The organism is Amycolatopsis sp. NPDC004368 (genome assembly GCF_053602515.1).
On the sequence record NZ_JBSGDT010000027.1, the window covers coordinates 29,856 to 47,488 of the forward strand.

The window sequence follows — 17,633 nt, forward strand, 5'->3', positions numbered from 1 at the left end:
GTCGGTATGGCGGCGGGCCAACCGGAAATCTGAAACGGATTCACGTATCGGAGTCGCGGTGCCTGCCCGGCGGGTCGACGCCCGGCTCGGGCTGCACGTCCTGCGGCGGGAACAGCGGGGGAGCGGGCTCGCTTTCCGGCGACAGCTCGCCCTGGGCTGCTGCCGGCTCGGTCCAGCTCGGCTCGGCCCAGGTCTGGTCGGACGCGGGCGCGGAGTCCGCGCGCGGCTCTGCCCAGGTCCGATCCGCCGGTGGTTCGGTCCACGGATCGGTGGACGGCGGTGCGGCATCGGCCGGCGTCGACGCTCCGGGAGGTTCGGTCCGGACCTGGGCCGCAGGATCCGGGAGTGTGTGGATCACCGGTTCCTCGGTCGCCGGGTACGGGGCCGCCGGTGGGTACGGCAGCGGCAGCCACGGCGCGGTCCAGCGGCCCCCGCCGAACGCGGCGAGCGCCAGCACGAGCACCGCGATCACCCCGCCCCCGAGCAGCACCCAGAACCCGGTGCCGGTCGTGTAGTGGGCGGTGACGATGCCGGTCGTCTGCTCGAAGCTGAGGCTGGCCGACACGTCCATGCTCACCGTCCACACGGCGGCGGCCACGGCGGCGCCGCCGGCGATCAGCATCGTGCGGGCGGCGCCGCGCAAGCGCGTGAACGCGAGCAGCGCGCCGACGACCAGCACGGCGGCCGCCACCGAGAGTGGAATGCCGAAGCGGGCGACGTGGCTGATCGCGAACAGATCCCGCTCGCTTTGCGGCGCGACGTCGACCTGCCGGTTCCACGCGGTGATCGCGAACGAGCTCTGCACCTGCCCCGCGGCGGTCACCTGCGTCGCCGCGATCGGCAGGAACGTGCCCGCCACCACGAGCGCCGCCGAGAACACCCCGAGGATTCCCGCGAGCTGGCGCGAGACCGCGCCGGGCTCGGTGACGGGTGCTGGCGGCGGGTACTGCGGCGCGCTGGTCATCGGGGCTCCTTCGCCTGCTCAGGGCATGTGCGATTCCACCACGAAGAACGCCGTCGCGCTAAGGATTGCCGCTTCACGGCTGCGAGTACATGAGCACCGCGATCCGCTTCCACTCCTGCAGCAGCTCGCGGCGCCGGTTCGGGTCGCCGCCCAGCTCGGCGTCGAGGGCGAGGCCGCGGGTGAGGTTCACGGTCAGCCAGAACAGCGTGTCGGCCCGCTCTTTCGGCAGGTCGCCGGCCACCTGGCTCACGTGGGCCAGCGTCGCGCGGCCGAGCGCCCGGTCCACGGGCCGGATCGCGGCCCGCAGCTCGGGGTCGGTGCGCGCGGCCACCCACAGCTCGGTGACGGCGGTGGACAGGGTGCCGGAGTACCCCGCCCACAGCAGGTCGATCGCGGCCTCCACCCCCGACGCGCCACCCGGCAGGTCTTGCCGTGACGCCGCCAGCTGCGTGCGCAGCTTCGTCGTCAGGTGCTCGACGGCGGCCGCCATCAGCTCGGCCTTCGTGGCGAAGTGGTGCTGCACCGCACCCTTCGACACGCCCGCCCGTGCGCAGATCTCCTGCATCGACGTGCGGGTGTAGCCGATGTCGACCAGGCACTCGACGGTCGCGTCGAGCAGGGCCGTGCGCGTCTGCTCCCGGCGCTGGGCCTGGGTGCGGTGCGTCCTGGCCTCGGTCATCGCCCCTCCCGCTTTACGGACCGGACTGCGCGGATGTACATTCCGAACAGAACTTACCTTCCACGCGTAATGTTTTCCAGCTTCGCAGGAGGCGTCGCCGTGCCGTTGCAGATCCAGAAGAGCTCGTGGAGCACCACCGAACTCGAAGACCTCAGGGAGCTCAGCCGGTCCTTCCTGCAGAAGGAGCTCGTGCCGCACCAGGAGCGGTTCGCGGCGGAGAAGAAGATCGACCGCGAGGTCTGGACGAAGGCCGGCGAGGTCGGGCTGCTGTGCCTGTCGATCCCCGAGGAGTACGGCGGGGGCGGCGGCACGTTCGCGCACGAGGCCGTGCTGTACGAGGAGCAGGCCCGGTCCGGGGACAACTCGTGGGGCGTCACCGTCCACAACGGAATCGTGGCGCACTACCTGCTGGCGTACGCGGCTGAGGAGAAGAAGCGCGAGTGGCTGCCGAAGCTCGCCAGCGGCGAGTTCGTGGGCGCCATCGCGATGACCGAGCCGGGCACGGGTTCGGACCTGCAGAGCATCAAGACGCGGGCCGTGCGCGACGGTGACCACTACGTGCTCAACGGCGCGAAGACGTTCATCACCAACGGTTTCCACGCCGACCTCGTGGTGGTCGCGTGCAAGACCGACCCCGACGCGGGTGCGCAGGGCGTGTCGCTGATCGTGGTCGAGACGGACACGCCGGGGTTCCGCCGCGGCCGCGTGCTCGACAAGGTGGGCCTCAAGGGCCAGGACACCGCGGAGCTGTTCTTCGACGACGTTCGCGTGCCCGCCGCCAACCTGCTCGGCGACGCCGAGGGCCAGGGCTTCGTCCAGCTGATGCTGCAGCTGCCGCAGGAGCGGCTGATCATCGCCGTGACCGCGGTGGCCGGGCTCGAGGCGGCCGTGAACCTCACGATCGACTACACCAAGCAGCGCACGGCGTTCGGGCGCCCGATCTTCGGGTTCCAGAACACGAAGTTCAAGCTCGCCGAGGCCGCGACGGAAGCGGCGGTGTCCCGCGCGTTCCTCGACCAGTGCATCGAACGGCACCTGCGCGGTGAACTCGACGTGCAGGGCGCGGCCATGGCGAAGCTGTGGACGACCGAGCGCGTGAACAAGGTCGTGGACGAGTGCGTGCAGCTGTTCGGCGGCTACGGCTACATGACGGAGTACCCGATCGCGCGCGCGTGGGCCGACGTCCGGATTTCGCGGATCTTCGGCGGGACCAGCGAGATCATGAAGGAGATCATCTCGCGCACGCTCTGAGTTTTTCGGCCGACGAAAGGACTTCCGCCGTGAAAGCCGGACCTCTGGGCGGGCTGAAGGTGGTGGAGCTGGCCGGGCTCGCGCCCGCGCCGTTCGCCTGCATGATCCTGGCCGACCTCGGCGCCGACGTCGTGCGCGTGGACCGCGCGACGCCCGGTGCCGACGTGCTCGGCATCCCGAACGACCCGCTCGCGCGCGGCCGGCGGTCGATCGGCGTCGACACGAAAACGCCCGAGGGTGTCGAGGTGGTGCTGAAACTCGCCGCGCAGGCCGACGTGCTGATCGAGGGTTTCCGTCCCGGCGTCGCCGAACGCATGGGGCTCGGCCCTTCGGTGGTCCACGAACGCAACCCGCGGCTCGTCTACGGCCGCCTGACCGGCTGGGGCCAGGACGGCCCGCTCGCGTCGTCCGCCGGGCACGACATCAACTACATCGGCGTCGCCGGGGCGCTCGAACCGATCGGGCGAGCCGGCTCCGCGCCCGTTGCGCCGCTCAACCTCGTCGGCGACTTCGGCGGCGGCGGGCTCGTGCTGGCGATGGGCGTGCTCGCCGCGCTGCACGAACGCACCTCCTCGGGCCGCGGCCAGGTCGTCGACGCGTCGATGGTCGAGGGCGCGGCCCTGCTCACCACCAGCCTCCACGGCCTGCGCGCCGCAGGCCTCTGGCAGGGCGCCCGAGGCGAGAACCTCCTCGACGGCGGCGCTCCGTTCTACGACACCTACGAAACCGCCGACGGTCGCTACGTCGCCATCGGCGCGATCGAGATGCGTTTCTGGCGCGACCTGGTGAAGGTGCTCGACTTGGCGGACGCGCCACCCCACCTCGACCAGACCCAGTGGCCCCGCCTGCGCGAGCTCATCGCCTCCGCCGTCGCCGCCCGTACCCTCGACGACCTCCTCGCGCGCGCCGAAGGCACCGACGCCTGCCTGACGCCGGTCCTTTCCCCGTGGGAAGCCGCGGCCCACCCGCAGAACGCGGCCCGCGGCACCTTCGTCGACATCGGCGGCACGGTCCAGCCGGCCCCGGCACCCCGCTTCGACCGCACCCCGCCGGACACCCCGCACGCCCCCCACGCGGCGGGCGCGGACACCGCGGACGTGCTGGCGGACCTCGGTCTTTCGGCCGACGAGGTGGCGGCTTTGCGGACGGCAGGCGCTATCGCCTGAGGGCGCCGGCGGGTCACCGCGACTTTTTCACCGCCACTCCAGATCCGACCGCACCACCGAGTACACGGCGCTGTCCCGCCAAGCACCGTCGCGAAAGCAGTACCCGCGCAACACGCCTTCGCGGGTGAAGCCCGCCTTTTCGAGGGAGCGTTGTTCCGCCCGGTTGTCGACGTCGGTGGTGGCCTCGACGCGGTTGAGCTGCGTGTGCGCGAACAAGTACCGCACCAGCAGCCGTTGCGCCTCCGTGCCGTGGCCGTGGCCTCGTGCCTCGGGGCGCAGAACGAGGCCCATGTTCCAGCAGTAGGAGCTGGGGCCGGAGCGGGAGCGGTGCCACGACAGCAACCCGAGCACCGCGCCGCCGAGTGTCGGCACCAGGAGGCCGCCCTCGGTGGTCATGATGGCGCCGTCGCGCCAGCGGCGGCGGAGGTAGTCGGCGTCGTGCCAGCCGAACCACTGGAACTCGCCCACGCCGGCCGGGTCGTTGGTGAGGGCCTCGAGCAGGTCGAGGTCGGCCTCGCTCAGCGGGCGGAGAACCACGTCGTCCATCGCGGCAGCCTAGCGGGTGGCCGAACGGGACAGGCGTCACTCGTTCGGACAACTCTCACCCGGTCGTGGTGGGCGTCCCGCTGAGCGATTGCCGGGCGGGCCCGCGGGGCACGTCGTCATTAGAGTGAGCGTGACCCCTCGGGGTCGCGGCCGGTGTCCGACGTGGGAGCCGGAGGAGCGGATCGGATGGTGCCATGTCAGGTGGCGTGAAGAAGATCGTGGTCATCGGGGTGGTGGTCCTCGTGCTGTTCTTCCTGATCACCCAGCCCACCCAGTCGGCCGACCTCGTGCACCAGGTCCTGGGGTGGCTCCGCGACGGCGCCGAGGCCATCATCACCTTCTTCCAGACCCTCTTCTCGTGATCACGCGACGCCTCATTACCGGCCGGTAATCACTGAGAGTAACTCGATCCCGAAATCCGAGCTGATCGCTCGACCATCCGGGTGGATTGCCCCCTGAAAGGGCCTGGTCACGGAATTTGTGGGGGCCGGGGTATGGCGCGCAAAGCGGGCCCGGCCCTACGGTGCTCACATTGCGTGATCAGCCGGTTCTCCGGTCCCCCGGGAGCCGGGTCACAGCGGGGTTTTTCCGCTCGGTCACGCGGTTTGGGTGCAAGTCGTGGACGCGCAACGGGGCAGGCGTCAGGGCCCGCCCGTCGGGGACCAATGAGGAGGCAGGGATGACCGGAGATCCCGGAGTGGACGCGTTGATCCGGCAGTGGGCCGCGGAGCGCGAGCAGACCGCCGAGGAGCAGGAGGTCAACCGCATCACGTCCGCCTGGCTGGCCGATGCGCCGCAGGCTCCGCCCGGCATCCCCGGTCAGCGCGCCCGATCCGGTCCCTCGCGCTGGGCGCAGGTCGACGCCGCGGATCCCGGTTACCTCGACGCCATGCGCGTGCGCCTGCCCGAGGTTCCGGACGAGCTGCTGGTGGCCGCAGCCGGCTGGTGGCAGATGGTCGGCGACGTCGCCGAGGCCGAACTGTGGTGGGACGCCGGCATCAGCCCACTCGACCAGCGGGCCCTCGACTACCGCGCGGCGGGCCTGGCGCCCTCGGACCTGAGCCGCCGGCTCGGCCCGATGACCGTGCTCCAGCACCTCCGTCGTGGCAGCGCTCCGGCGTGGTGCGTCGCGCGCCTGGCGCGGCAGCAGAAGTCCGCCTGACCCTTCTCGACACGGCCGGGTGAACCGGCGTGGCGGCAGCGATCCGAACCCGTGCGTAACGCTAACCTGCGCGGGCTCGTTGTGTGATCGACCGACCGCCACGCTGGAGGACCGGAGTTCGTGCCCCTCACCGGACAGACCGACGGCGAGACCACTGCCGACAACGCAGCCGAGAACGCCACCGAGTCCACCACCGAGACCACTGCCGCCAACGCAGCCGAGTCCACGACCGGGACCGCACCGGTCCGGCGTCGCGCCCGCGGTGGCGCGGCGGTGGCGGTGCGGCTCGCGGTGGTGCTGGTGGTCCTCGCGGTCGCCGGGGGCGGCACGTGGCTGGTCACGAGGGCGTCCGCGCCCGTGGCGAGCCCGACGACCACGGACATCCCCGCGTTGAGCGTGAAAGCGGCCGACGTGCGGCCGGGGTCGATCGCCCCGGTCAGCGCCGTCGTCGCGGGTGGTGCCGACCAGCAGACCACGCCGCAGTCGGCGCGGTCCACCACGGCCGACCCGCTCGACGAGTGGGCCAAGAAGGTCGCCGCCGTCACCGGAGTGCCCGCGCGGGCGTTGCGCGCGTACGGCAACGCGGAGCTCGCGATGCGCTCGGCCGACCCGGGCTGCCGCATCTCCTGGGCCACCCTCGCCGGCATCGGCCGCATCGAGTCCAACCACGGCCAGTACGGCGGTGCCGTGCTCGGGGCCGACGGCCGCCCGTCCAAGCCGATCATCGGCGTCCCGCTCGACGGCTCGTCGGGCGTGCGCGCCATCAGCGACACCGACGGCGGCCGCTTCGACGGCGACGCCGTGGCCGACCGCGCCGTCGGCCCGATGCAGTTCATCCCCAGCACCTGGCGCAAGTGGGCCGCCGACGGCAACGGCGACGGCCTCGGCGACCCGCAGCAGATCGACGACGCCGCGCTCGCCGCCGGCCGCTACCTGTGCGCGGGTGGGCGCGACATGGCCACGCCGTCGGGCTGGTGGTCGGGGATCCTGTCCTACAACAACTCCACCGAGTACGCGCAGAAGGTTTTCGGCCTCGCCGACGGATATGCCCAGTCGGCCAAGGCCGTGCAGGCCGGCTGACCCCCGCCGCCGACCGCCGCGCTCGTGTGAAATCCGTGCGAACCCCGAGGTCACCGGCTGAGAGGCGGACCACGTGCGGGCCCGCCTCTCAGCTTCGCTCCCGGTTCCCAGTGCTAGCGTCAGGTCCGTGGCAGTGAACTCCGGCCCGGCCGTGTCCCCGCTCGGACGCAGGCTCCTGATCGCCGCGACGTGCGTGGTGAGCCTGCTGCTGTGCTGCGGGCTGGCGTGGTGGCAGTGGGACCGGTTCACCTCGGCCAACGGCACGTTCCAGAACCTCGGCTACGTGTTGCAGTGGCCGCTGTTCGGGTTGTTCCCCGCCTTCATGTTCTGGCGGATCAAGAAACTGCGCGAACGGGAAGAGGCCGAGGGCGAGACCGCCGCCGAGGAGGCCGTGGTCACCGTGCCCGCCCCGCGGCCGGCCACCCCCGCCAAACCCGCCCGGCGGCCCGCCCCCGTGGCCGAAGAGGACGACGAACTCGCTGCGTACAACCGCTACCTGCGCGAGCTCAACGCCCGCGACCAGGCCTGAACCACCACCTCGGAAGTGAGGACGAACCCATGACCACGAGCACCGACGGTGCCGTCCAGACCCGCCCGGCGCGACTGAACGGGGCCCTGGTGCGGTTCCGCACCACCGCGTGGATCACCGGTGTCGGCCTGCTCGTGCTGTGCGCGACGATGGTGATCGAGTACGGCTTCGGCAACGCCACGCCCGCCGCCGTGTACTCGCCGATCCACGGTGTCCTCTACATGATCTACCTGGCCTGCAGCATCGATCTGGCGATCAAGGCCCGCTGGTCGATCAAGAGCACGATCCTCGTGCTGCTCGCGGGATGCGTCCCGTTCGTCTCGTTCATCGTCGAGCGCCGGGTGACGCACCGGGTGCACGCCGGCCAGGACATCTTCTGAGCGGTCAGTGTTCTAAGCGGTCACTGCCTTTCCCCGCCGGAAGGTCAGCGCGACCCCCACGGTGAGGGCGGCCAACCCGCTCGCCGCCAGGAACGCCGCGGTCATCCCGTCGACCAGCAGCGGCGTGCCCGTGACACCCGAAGCCGAGGCCGACCGCGTCGCCGCGCCGAACACGGTCACGAGGATCCCCAACCCGAGCGTGCTGCCGACCTGTTGCATGGTCTGCAGCACGCCACCGGCGGCGCCCGCGTCCTCGGCCGGCACGGTGGACATGATGATCACGTTGAGCGGCGAGAACGCCAGCCCGCCACCGATGCCCATCAGCAGCAGCGGCCCGAGCAGCGAAGCGACGTAACCGCTGTCCGGCGTCAGCAGCGATAGCCACGCGACGCCCGAGACCATCAACACGGTTCCCGTCACCGCCAGTGGTTTCGGCCCGAAGCGCGCCAGCAGGCGCGGCATGAGCCGGCTGAGGGTGAAGATCGACGCGGCCATCGGCAGGAACGCGAACCCCGTGGCCAGCGCGGCGAAGTGGCGCACGTCCTGCAGGAACTGCGTCAGGAAGAAGAACATCGACATCATCGCCATCGGCCCGAGGAAAAAGCTCGCGTAGGCCGCGGCGCGGTTGCGTTCGGCGAACAGGCGCAGCGGCACCAGCGGCTGGGCCACCCGCTGTTCCAGCAGCACGAACGCGATCAGCAGCACCACACCCGCCGCCAGTGCGCCGACCGTGACCGGCGCGCCCCAGCCGTCGGTCGCGGCTTGGGTGAACGCCAGCACGAGCGACGCGACGCCGAGCGTGCCGAGCACGGCACCGGGCACGTCGAGGTGCGCGGACCGGCGCGGCGGCGCGGGCACGAACCTCGGCGCGAGCACCGCGATGGCCAGCCCGAACGGAACGTTGATGAACAGCGCGGCCCGCCACGAGATCCACTCGGTCAGCAGGCCGCCCACGATCAGGCCGATCGCGAACCCGCCGCTGGCCACGGCGGAGAACAGAGACAGCGCGCGGACGCGCGCCCTGGCCTCGGTGAACGTGGTGGTGATCAGCGCGATCGTGCTCGGCCCGGCCATCGCGGCGCCGACACCCTGCAGGATTCGCGCGGTGATCAGGAACCCGGCGCTCGTGCTCAGCCCGCCGGCCAGCGACGCGAGGGTGAACACGGCCGTGCCCAGCACGAACATGCGGCGCCGGCCGAACAGGTCGCCCGCGCGTCCGCCGAGCAGCAGCAGGCCGCCGAACACCAGGCTGTAGGCGGTCATCACCCACGACAGGCCTGCGGCGGAAAAGCCCAGATCGGACTGGATTCGGGGCAGTGCCACGTTCATCACGGTGGCATCGAGCATCAGCATGAGCTGGCAGGTCAGCACGATCGCCAGGACGAGGCCGGACGCGGCGGCCCGGCGTCTCGGCCTAGGCTCGGCCGACGAGGATCGCTCGGTCAACTCGGTCAAAGGAGGACTCCCAGAGAGGGACGAGGTAAGTGGAGAAACTCTCCACTTGGTTGCGTTCGCGATAATATGGAGGGCGTCTCCGGTTCCGCAAGGGGATTCGGAGAATCTCTCCGTTTCTGGGGGCTGGGTGCGAGGAGGTGCGTGGATGACGGCGGAGGCAGCGCGGCCGATGCGGGCGGACGCGAAGCGGAACTACGACCGCATCGTCGCCACCGCGAAGGACGCCTTCGGGGAACACGGCATCGACGTGCCGCTCGACGACATCGCCAAACGCGCGGGCGTCGGCGCCGGCACGCTGTACCGCCACTTCCCGACGCGCGAGAAGCTGATGGAAGCCGTCTACCGCGACGAGATCGACCAGCTCGCTGCCCGAGCCGACGTGCTCGCCGCCGAGCTGCCGCCGTTGGAGGCGCTTCGGGCGTGGCTGGGGGAGCAGGTCGCGTACGTCATCGAGCGCCACGGCCTCGCCGCCTTGCTCAAGGCCTCGATCGACTCGGGCTCCGAGACGTTCCTGTGGTGCCAGACCCGCCTGCGCTCCGCGTGCGGCGAGCTGGTGGCCGCAGCCCAGACCACCGGCGACGTCCGCGCAGACGTCACGGGCACCGACGTGCTGCGCCTCGGCCACGGCATCGGCATGGCCGCCAAGAACGCGTCCGAAGAGGACGCGGCCCGGCTGATGAAGGTGCTGCTCGACGGCCTGCGCGGGTGACCTTCGCGCCGGTGACCCCAGTGCGCTGCCGGTGGATGTTCACCGTGGACGGTGTCGAATCTCCGACACGGCAAAGGGGGCGAGTCCTTCGCCGGACCCGCCCCCTGCAACACCCCAACCGTCAGGAGCCGATACCGGTCAGGGACCGGACCTCCATCTCCGCGTGCTTGGCGTTGTCGGCCTTCGAGCGGCCGACCACGGTGCCGATGAAACCGCACAGGAACGAGAACGGGATCGAGACCAGGCCCGGGTTCTTGAGCGGGAACCAGTGGAAGTCCACGCTCTTGAAGATCGAGTCGGCGGCACCCGACACGACCGGCGAGAACAGCACCAGGACCAGGCACGCGGCGAGGCCGCCGTAGATGCTCCACAGGGTGCCCGTGGTGTTGAACCGCTTCCAGAACAGCGAGTACAGCAGCGTCGACAGGTTGGCCGACGCGGCGACCGCCAGGGCGAGCGCCACCAGGAACGCGATGTTCTGCCCGTTGGCGAGGATGCCGCCGAGGATGGCCATCACGCCCACGACCAGGGCGGTCAGCCGGGCGACGCGGACCTCGTCGGCCGGTTCGGCCTTGCCGCGTTTGAAGATGTTCGCGTAGACGTCGTGTGCGAACGAGGCCGACGCGGTGATCGTCAGGCCCGCCACCACGGCGAGGATCGTGGCGAACGCGACCGCCGAGACGATGCCCAGCAGCAGCGTGCCCCCGATGTGCAGGGCCAGCAGTGGCGCCGCGGAGTTCTCGCCGCCGGGGGCGGACTTGATCTCGTCGCTGCCCACGAGCGCGGCGGCGCCGAAGCCGATCACCAGTGTGCACAGGTAGAAGATGAACATGCAGACGGTGGCCCAGACCACCGAGCGGCGGGCTTCACGAGCGGTGGGCACGGTGTAGAAGCGCATGAGCACGTGCGGCAGCGATGCGACGCCGAGCACCAGCGCGAGCGACAGCGACACGAAGTCCAGGCGCGTGGTGCCGCTGGCGCCGTACGATCCGCCGGGCTCCAGCAGCTGCGTGCCCATCGGGCTGCGGTCGGTGGCCGCGGTGAGCAGGTTGGAGAAGTTGAAGCCGTACTTGCCCAGCAGGAACACGGTGATCAGCGTGGCGGCCACGAGCAGGATGCTCGCCTTGATGATCTGCACCCACGTGGTGCCCTTCATCCCGCCCACCAGCACGTAGACGACCATCACCAGGCCGACCACCGCGATCACCAGGGCCTGGCCGAGCCGCGAGTGCACGTCGAGCAGGAGCGCGACCAGACCACCGGCACCGGCCATCTGCGCGAGCATGTAGAAGAACGAGATCACCAGCGTCGAGGTCGCCGACGCGGCGCGCACGGGACGCTGCTTCATCCGGAAGCTCAGCACGTCGCCCATCGTGAACCGGCCGGTGTTGCGCAGCAGTTCCGCGATCAGCAGCAGGTCGACGAGCCACGCCACCAGGAAGCCGATCGAGTACAGGAACCCGTCGTAGCCGTGGATCGCGATGGCTCCGGCGATGCCGAGGAACGACGCGGCGGAGAGGAAGTCGCCCGAGAGCGCGATGCCGTTCTGCCGCCCGGTGAAGGCGCTGTCGGCCGCATAGTAGTCGGCGGTGGTCTTCTTGCCGCGGTTGCCCGCGCGGTACACGACGAACAGGGTGATCGCGACGAACAGCGCGAACACCCCGGTGTTCACGAGCGGGTTGCTCGCCGGCACGCTCTCGGCGAGCTGGGTGGTGGTCACTGGCGGGATCCTTCCGTCACGGCGGCCCGTTCCCTCAGCTCGGCCACGCGCGGGTCCACCTCGCGGTTCGCGAACCGGACGTAGACCAGGGTGATCAGCGCGGTGGTCACGAACTGCGCGAGGCCGAACAGCATGCCCACGTTGACCAGGCCGAACACGCGGGTGCTCATGAAGTCGTTGGCGTAGGCGGCCAGCACCACGTAGGTCAGGTACCAGGCGAAGAAGCCGACGCTCATGGGGAAGACGAATCTGCGGAATCGCTTGCGCAGCGCGGTGAACTCGGGGCTGCGCTGGATCAGGTCGTAGTCGGGACCACGCCGGGCGGCCGGCGCCGGCTCGGCGCCCTCGCGGGCGAACATGGCCGGCAGCTGTCCGGTCTCCTCGAGCGGGGTGCTCGCCGCGGGGGTGTTCGCGACGTTGTGCATGGCTGCCTCCGGCAACTTGCGTCCGTGGCGGTGGCCGGGTCGGGGCCCCTCGTTCGAGTGGCACCCGGTCTGCCCTTGCGGACTGGGAGGCGGCCATAGTAACGACGGCGTCTCGGACCGGAAAAAGCCGGTTCTCCGGAAGGGTCTCCGGAATTCGTTTTTCGGCTGGAAATGTGCGAAAACGGCACCGTCAATGAAGATCACGAACAGATCACTCGTAATAGTGAGAGCGTATGTCACGCGACGTTGTCGCAGCTGAGGAACACTGCGGCAAATGGTGGAGCAGCGGACAATGATCGGACGAATACCGTGACGCGCGGTAGCCAAACCGCGGAGCGGGCGCCCCGGTCCGGCGTCCCTCCGGTCGGCGCGGGACGAGGATTCCCAGGCCGGTGAAGGATCCCGAAAGAAATCACCGGGTCGGGCGGCGAGTCGCTGCCAGACCACAACATCGGGTTCATCTTGGGAGCCACCCCACCCGATGGTGGCACGGAGCGTAGATCTTCCGCGGGATTCGACTACCCTACGTGGGCTAATCGGGTGACCGTCGGACGCCGTGGCCCGGAGCAACCGGTAACCGAAATTCCCTCTTCGGCTCCGCTCGGGGCCGAATCCCCGGGGCCCACCCGGGTCCGAAACGACTTTTCCCAGGTCAGCCGTGCGAAGTGGAGAACAATATCCTCGCCCGGGATTGGTGTACGATTCTTTGGCCCAGCTGACCGCAGCGATCGATAGGCACAGACAAGTTGACCTCGACCACCGCCGTGCAGTACGCAACTTGCGCCGTGCACGTGCAAAGTCCCGGGAAGCAGCACGCCGGTGATCTCGGTGCCAGGTCTGCACGTTCGTGTCCTCACGGGGTCGATCGCGCGGGTCGGCGGAATGCCGTGGACCGTTCCGGGAGCACCGGAAGCCGCCCACGGGCAGCCACGACGACGCGGGACAGGGAGTCACTTTCGTGACCGTTGCAGGAGATGGCCAAGTGCCTGTTGAGAAGCTGCTCGGGCGGCCGCCCCGCCGGCCGAGCCGGTCGGCGGGCTGGCGCGCGGCACTGCGGTGGCGGGACTGGAGCATTCCGGTCAAGCTCTCGGCGGTGACGCTGGTCCCCATCGTCCTCGCGCTCGTGCTGGGCGTTACCGCGATCGTGGGACAGGTCAGCCGTTCCGGTGACTACGAGCGGATCGACAAGCTGGTGGGCTTGAGCACCCAGCTGCGCAAGCTCACCGACGGCCTGCAGAAGGAGCGCACGCTCACCGCGGCGCAGCTGACCGCGGGCACCGCCGGCGTCACGCCCGAGCTGAAGGCGGCCCGCGCGGCCACCGACGCCGCGGTCGAGCCGTTCATCACCGCGGCCAACCGCGTCGGCGCCTCCGAGTCCAGTGTGTCCGGTGCGGTGAACTCGGCGACCGCGCAGGTCAACGAGATCGCCGTGATCCGCCAGCAGGTCGGCGCCGGGCTGCTCGACCCGGCCGAGGCGGTGGGCGACTACAACGCCGTGACCGGTGCCCTCATCGGCGCCGACACCGCCGTGGCCGCGGGTGCGAGCGCCGACGCGCTGGGCGGCACACCGAGCGCGCTGCACGACCTCGAGGCCGCGAAGGAACAGGTCTCGGTCAGCCAGGCGCTGGTGACCTACGGCATCTCCCAGGGCCGGCTCGAGGAGCAGCAGCTCAGCGACATCCGCGACGCCGAGCTGCGCTACGACGACCGCATCGACGACTTCAACGCCGCGTCCACCGCGCCGCAGCGCCAGGACCTCGAGAGCACGCTCAAGCCCGACACCGCCTACGACCGCAAGCGCATGGTCGGCATCATCCTCGGCGAGCAGAACGCCACCAGTGAGGAAGGCCTCGCGCGGGTTTCGTCGCAGGAGTGGAACGACGCGTCGAACGCCGTCGTCGGTCAGCTCTCCGAAGTCGGCAACCGGATGGGTACCGACGCCACCGCCGCGTCGGCCGCGCTGGTCGAGGACGCCGGCAGCAGTGCCGGTCTGCTCGCCGTGCTGCTGTTCGCGGCGATGGTCGCCGCCGCGGCGGTCGTCTTCCTCATCACGCGCCAGATCCTGCGGTCGCTGCGGATCCTGCGCCGCAGCGCGCTGGACGTCGCCGAGAAGGACCTGCCCACCGCGGTGCGCAACATCCAGGAGGGCCGCGCGCAGAGCGTCGAGGTCGAGCCGGTGCCCGTGCGGGTGTCCGACGAGATCGGCGAGGTCGCGCGGGCGTTCGAGAAGGTGCACAGTCAGGCGCTGCGGCTCGCGACCGAGCAGGCCGCGATGCGCGCGGGTTACTCGAGCGTGTTCGTCAACCTCTCGCGCCGAAGCCAGAGCCTGGTGCAGCGTCAGCTGCAGCTCATCGAGCGGCTGGAGCGCGACGAGGAGGACGCCGACCAGCTCGCCACCCTCTTCCAGCTCGACCACCTCGCCACCCGCATGCGGCGCAACAACGAGAACCTGATGGTCCTCTCCGGCGCCGAGCCGGGCCGCCGCTCGGGCCAGCCGGTGGCCGCGCACGACGTGCTGCGGGCCGCCGTGTCGGAAATCGAGCAGTACCAACGGGTTTCGGTGCAGCAGCCGCCGGCGGTGAAGATCGTCGGGTTCGCCGCGAGCGACGTGCAGCGGCTCATCGCCGAGCTGCTCGACAACGCCACCGCGTTCTCCGCGCCCGAGACGCAGGTGACGGTCGCGACACGCCTGGCCGACGACGGCTCGCTCAACGTCGACATCCTCGACAAGGGCATCGGCATGAACGAGTACGAGGTGGTCGAGGCCAACGGCCGCCTCACCGAGGCCGGTTCCGTCGACCTCGCGACCTCACGCCGCATGGGCCTGTTCGTGGTCGGCCGCCTCGCCGGGCGCCACCGCATCGGCGTCTCGCTGCACGGCGGCAAGGACATCGTCGGGGTGCGGGCCACCGTGGTGGTACCGCCCGAGCTGGTGATGACCGGCGCCGCTCTGGAAAACCAGCCGCAGGCCGGCCCGTTCGGCAGTGTCGCCACGCTGCCCTCGAGCCCCGGTGGGCTGCCGCGCCGCCAGCGCCCGGCCAACGGTTCGGCGCGCCCGGGCCTCGACCGCACGATCGTGCCGCAGCAGCCGATCCCCGGCGTCGACGAGCAGCAGCTGTGGCCCTCCGCGAGCGACCTCGCCGGGTTCGCCAACGGCCACACCGTCGACTCGGGCGTGCGGCCGCCGTCGGACCTCGAGATCTCGGGCACGGCGCTGTTCAGCCCGATCCCGCGCGACGAGACGACCCCGCCGGCGGTTCCCCCGCTGCCGCAGCTGCCGCAGATCGTCGACGTGCCGCCGCCGAGGCCGGAGCCCCAGCCGGTGTCCGAGCCCGTCGACGAGCGCGCCCGCGAGCTGCCCTCGGGCAAGGACCTGTTCTCCGCCAACGGAACCACCCTGAGCGAGTGGTGGCACGAGGCGGCGCAGAAGGTGCCCGAGGTGCCGCCGCCCACGGCCGCCGAGACGACGATCGAGAACACCCCGATCTTCGACGAGATGCTCTCGGCCTGGTTCCGCTCGCCCGCGCCGCCCGCGGACGACAAGACCACCGAGCCCACTGGTCCGGACCAGTCCGCCGCCAGGGCCGCCTCCAAGACCGACGACGAGACCGGCACCGAGCCGAAGGCGGGGGAGCAGCCCTCGGCCGGCCCGGCCCAGACGCCCGGCATCGCCCCGGTCACCACGCCCGAGCAGGACGAGCGCAACTGGGACTTCGCGAGCGACGAGAACTGGCGCACCGTCCAGGCCGTGTCGCAGGTCGAGCCCACGGCGTTCACGAAGTCGGGCCTCCCGCGCCGCCGCCGCGGCGAGCAGCTCATGCCCGGCAGCGCGACGCCCGACCAGCTGCCTACCACCGAGCCCGCCAAGCCGGCCCTGCCGGTCCGCGACCCGGCCGATGTTCGTGGCCGCCTGACCAGCTTCCAGCGCGGCGTGAACCGCGGCCGCCGGCACGTGCGCGACGGCATCGTGGAGCCCGCCGCGGACCAGGGTCTGGGCGCCGACGCCCTCAACCGCCTCGACGGCGAGCCGGCCTCGGACCGCCCGGCCGACGCGGTCGGGGCCAGTGGTCCGGACCAGCGGGTGCCCGAGCAGGACACCGAGGTCACGGCCGAGTACCCCGGCTTCGCGGGCGCCCTCGACGCGATGGACGCCGAGCGTGCGGCCGGTGCGCTGGATGCGGCCGCGCCCGAGCAGGCCGACGCGACTGGTCTGGACCGCCGCGGCGGTCCGCGTGCCGAGCAGAGCGGGGAGACCGCGGACCGCCCGGCAGCAGCGGGTGCGTTCGGCGCTGCTCGAGCCGATGCCCCCGAGCACAACGGCGGCTCCGGCCCGGACCGCCGCGGTGTGTTCGGTGGTGCCGACCAGAACGGCGCCGCCGCCGGCGCGTTCGGTGCGGCGCAGACCAGCGCTCCCGACCAGTCCGGTGAGACTGGCCTGGACCGCCCTCGCGTCGCGGGCGCCTTCGGCGCCGCCCGCACCGCGCAGCCCGAGTCGCAACCGGATCAGCCGGTGCCACCCGCGTTCGACCCGCAGGGCGGGTGGCAGAGCAACGGCAACGGCAGCAATGGCAACGGCAGCAATGGCAACGGCAGCAATGGCAACGGCAGCAATGGCAATGGCAGCAACGGGAACGGCACGCGCCCGTCGCCCACCCCGCGTCCCGCGGCGCGACCCGAGGGCGAGGTTCCCGGGCGTCCCGCGGCGCCCGAGGCGCTGCCGACCCGGCGGCCCGCCGCGACCAACCTGCCGCCGGGACCGCCGGCCGTCGATCCGGGCCAGGTGCCCGCCGCGGTGGCGAACCTGGAGGCCGCCGCGGCCGGGTCACCCGCCGCGGAGTGGGCTTTCGGGTCCGACGAGGGATGGCGGACGGTCCAATCGGTGTCCCAGTCGACACCCACTTCGTTCACTTCGGCAGGATTGCCCCGGCGGCGCCGCGGAGAGCAGTTGCTCCCCGGGAGCGCACCGCCGCCCGCCGGAGCGGCGAGCCCCCGTCCGACCCGCGACGCGCACGACGTGCGTGGCCGCCTGAGCAGTTTCCAACAGGGCATCCAGCGCGGCCGGCACCGCACTGGGCAGGCCACTGAGACCAACCACGAAACACTGGAGGGTGAATGACCTCGCCGAGTACGGCTCAGCCGCAGCAGAACCAGTTCGGCTGGCTGGTGAACGACTTCGCCGAGCGGGTCCCGGGCGTCGCGCACGCCGTCGTGGTGTCGGCCGACGGGCTCCTCCTCACGGCCTCCAACCGGCTGCCGCTGGACCGCGCCGACCAGCTCGCCGCCGTCGCCTCCGGCCTCGTGAGCCTCACCCAGGGCGCGGCCCGCTGCTTCGAGGCGGGCGCGGTCAACGAGACCGTGGTCGAGATGGAGCTCGGCATCATGGTGCTGATGTCCATCAGCGACGGTTCGTGCCTCGCGATCCTCGCGGCGCCCAACTGCGACATCGGCCAGGTGGCCTACGAGATGACGATGCTCGTGGACCGCGTCGGACAGATCCTGACCCCCGAACTCCGGGCACAACTGCAGGGCGCGGGTGGGTCACTGATCGGTGAACCGGTGGGATGATT

Annotated in this window: 16 protein-coding genes; 10 read left to right on the forward strand and 6 right to left on the reverse strand. The window is 71.1% G+C overall.

All coding sequences use genetic code 11. From position 1 onward, the window contains the following. Window positions 1–40: 40 nt before the first annotated feature. Together ACWEOE_RS30270 and ACWEOE_RS30275 are read right to left on the reverse strand one after the other, a co-directional pair. Window positions 41–964 (reverse strand): hypothetical protein, encoded by a 924-nt coding sequence (locus ACWEOE_RS30270; protein ID WP_452015096.1) that lies wholly within the window; start codon window positions 962–964, stop codon window positions 41–43. Between the two features lie 73 nt (window positions 965–1,037). Next, complete coding sequence (locus ACWEOE_RS30275) at window positions 1,038–1,643, reverse strand: TetR/AcrR family transcriptional regulator (RefSeq protein ID WP_452015098.1); 606 nt, start codon at window positions 1,641–1,643, stop codon at window positions 1,038–1,040. 99 nt (window positions 1,644–1,742) lie between these two features. Between ACWEOE_RS30275 and ACWEOE_RS30280 the strand changes: the two genes are divergently transcribed. Further along, entirely contained in the window at window positions 1,743–2,894 is a 1,152-nt protein-coding gene (locus ACWEOE_RS30280) for an acyl-CoA dehydrogenase family protein (protein ID WP_452015100.1), read from the forward strand. A gap of 29 nt (window positions 2,895–2,923) precedes the next feature. Continuing rightward, entirely contained in the window at window positions 2,924–4,060 is a 1,137-nt protein-coding gene (locus ACWEOE_RS30285; protein ID WP_452015102.1) for a CaiB/BaiF CoA transferase family protein, read from the forward strand. Window positions 4,061–4,087: 27 nt separating this feature from the next. Here the strand turns inward: ACWEOE_RS30285 and ACWEOE_RS30290 are convergent, their stop codons facing one another. Further along, window positions 4,088–4,606 (reverse strand): GNAT family N-acetyltransferase, encoded by a 519-nt coding sequence (locus ACWEOE_RS30290; RefSeq protein WP_452015104.1) that lies wholly within the window; start codon window positions 4,604–4,606, stop codon window positions 4,088–4,090. A gap of 194 nt (window positions 4,607–4,800) precedes the next feature. Between ACWEOE_RS30290 and ACWEOE_RS30295 the strand changes: the two genes are divergently transcribed. From ACWEOE_RS30295 to ACWEOE_RS30315, 5 genes are all read left to right on the forward strand, one after another. Continuing rightward, on the forward strand, window positions 4,801–4,968 hold the full coding sequence (locus tag ACWEOE_RS30295; RefSeq protein ID WP_452015106.1) for a hypothetical protein: 168 nt from the start codon (window positions 4,801–4,803) through the stop codon (window positions 4,966–4,968). A 317-nt stretch (window positions 4,969–5,285) separates the two neighbouring features. Next, entirely contained in the window at window positions 5,286–5,768 is a 483-nt protein-coding gene (locus tag ACWEOE_RS30300) for a helix-turn-helix transcriptional regulator (RefSeq protein ID WP_285969097.1), read from the forward strand. 273 nt (window positions 5,769–6,041) lie between these two features. Next, window positions 6,042–6,848: a lytic transglycosylase domain-containing protein gene (locus ACWEOE_RS30305; RefSeq protein ID WP_452015237.1), complete on the forward strand. Its 807-nt coding sequence runs from the start codon at window positions 6,042–6,044 to the stop codon at window positions 6,846–6,848. Between the two features lie 127 nt (window positions 6,849–6,975). Further along, window positions 6,976–7,377 (forward strand): hypothetical protein, encoded by a 402-nt coding sequence (locus tag ACWEOE_RS30310; protein ID WP_452015108.1) that lies wholly within the window; start codon window positions 6,976–6,978, stop codon window positions 7,375–7,377. A gap of 29 nt (window positions 7,378–7,406) precedes the next feature. Further along, complete coding sequence (locus ACWEOE_RS30315) at window positions 7,407–7,757, forward strand: DUF3817 domain-containing protein (RefSeq protein WP_452015110.1); 351 nt, start codon at window positions 7,407–7,409, stop codon at window positions 7,755–7,757. 12 nt (window positions 7,758–7,769) lie between these two features. On the opposite strand, the gene ACWEOE_RS30320 is transcribed toward ACWEOE_RS30315, so the two are convergent. Next, window positions 7,770–9,203, reverse strand: a complete 1,434-nt coding sequence (locus tag ACWEOE_RS30320; protein WP_452015239.1) for an MFS transporter — start codon at window positions 9,201–9,203, stop codon at window positions 7,770–7,772. A 154-nt stretch (window positions 9,204–9,357) separates the two neighbouring features. On the opposite strand from ACWEOE_RS30320, the gene ACWEOE_RS30325 reads away from it, so the two are divergent. Further along, window positions 9,358–9,921: a TetR/AcrR family transcriptional regulator gene (locus ACWEOE_RS30325; RefSeq protein WP_452015112.1), complete on the forward strand. Its 564-nt coding sequence runs from the start codon at window positions 9,358–9,360 to the stop codon at window positions 9,919–9,921. 121 nt (window positions 9,922–10,042) lie between these two features. On the opposite strand, the gene ACWEOE_RS30330 is transcribed toward ACWEOE_RS30325, so the two are convergent. Both ACWEOE_RS30330 and ACWEOE_RS30335 read right to left on the reverse strand, forming a co-directional pair. Continuing rightward, on the reverse strand, window positions 10,043–11,641 hold the full coding sequence (locus ACWEOE_RS30330; RefSeq protein ID WP_452015114.1) for a solute symporter family protein: 1,599 nt from the start codon (window positions 11,639–11,641) through the stop codon (window positions 10,043–10,045). Then, window positions 11,638–12,066, reverse strand: a complete 429-nt coding sequence (locus ACWEOE_RS30335) for a DUF485 domain-containing protein (RefSeq protein WP_452015116.1) — start codon at window positions 12,064–12,066, stop codon at window positions 11,638–11,640. The genes ACWEOE_RS30330 and ACWEOE_RS30335 overlap by 4 nt, the downstream gene beginning before the upstream one ends. Before the next feature lie 982 nt (window positions 12,067–13,048). Between ACWEOE_RS30335 and ACWEOE_RS30340 the strand changes: the two genes are divergently transcribed. Continuing rightward, window positions 13,049–17,182: a nitrate- and nitrite sensing domain-containing protein gene (locus ACWEOE_RS30340; protein WP_452015118.1), complete on the forward strand. Its 4,134-nt coding sequence runs from the start codon at window positions 13,049–13,051 to the stop codon at window positions 17,180–17,182. Beyond that, the gene (locus ACWEOE_RS30345; protein WP_220238205.1) at window positions 17,179–17,631 is read left to right on the forward strand and encodes a roadblock/LC7 domain-containing protein; all 453 of its coding nucleotides are present in this window, start codon (window positions 17,179–17,181) and stop codon (window positions 17,629–17,631) included. The genes ACWEOE_RS30340 and ACWEOE_RS30345 overlap by 4 nt, the downstream gene beginning before the upstream one ends. Window positions 17,632–17,633 lie beyond the last annotated feature (2 nt).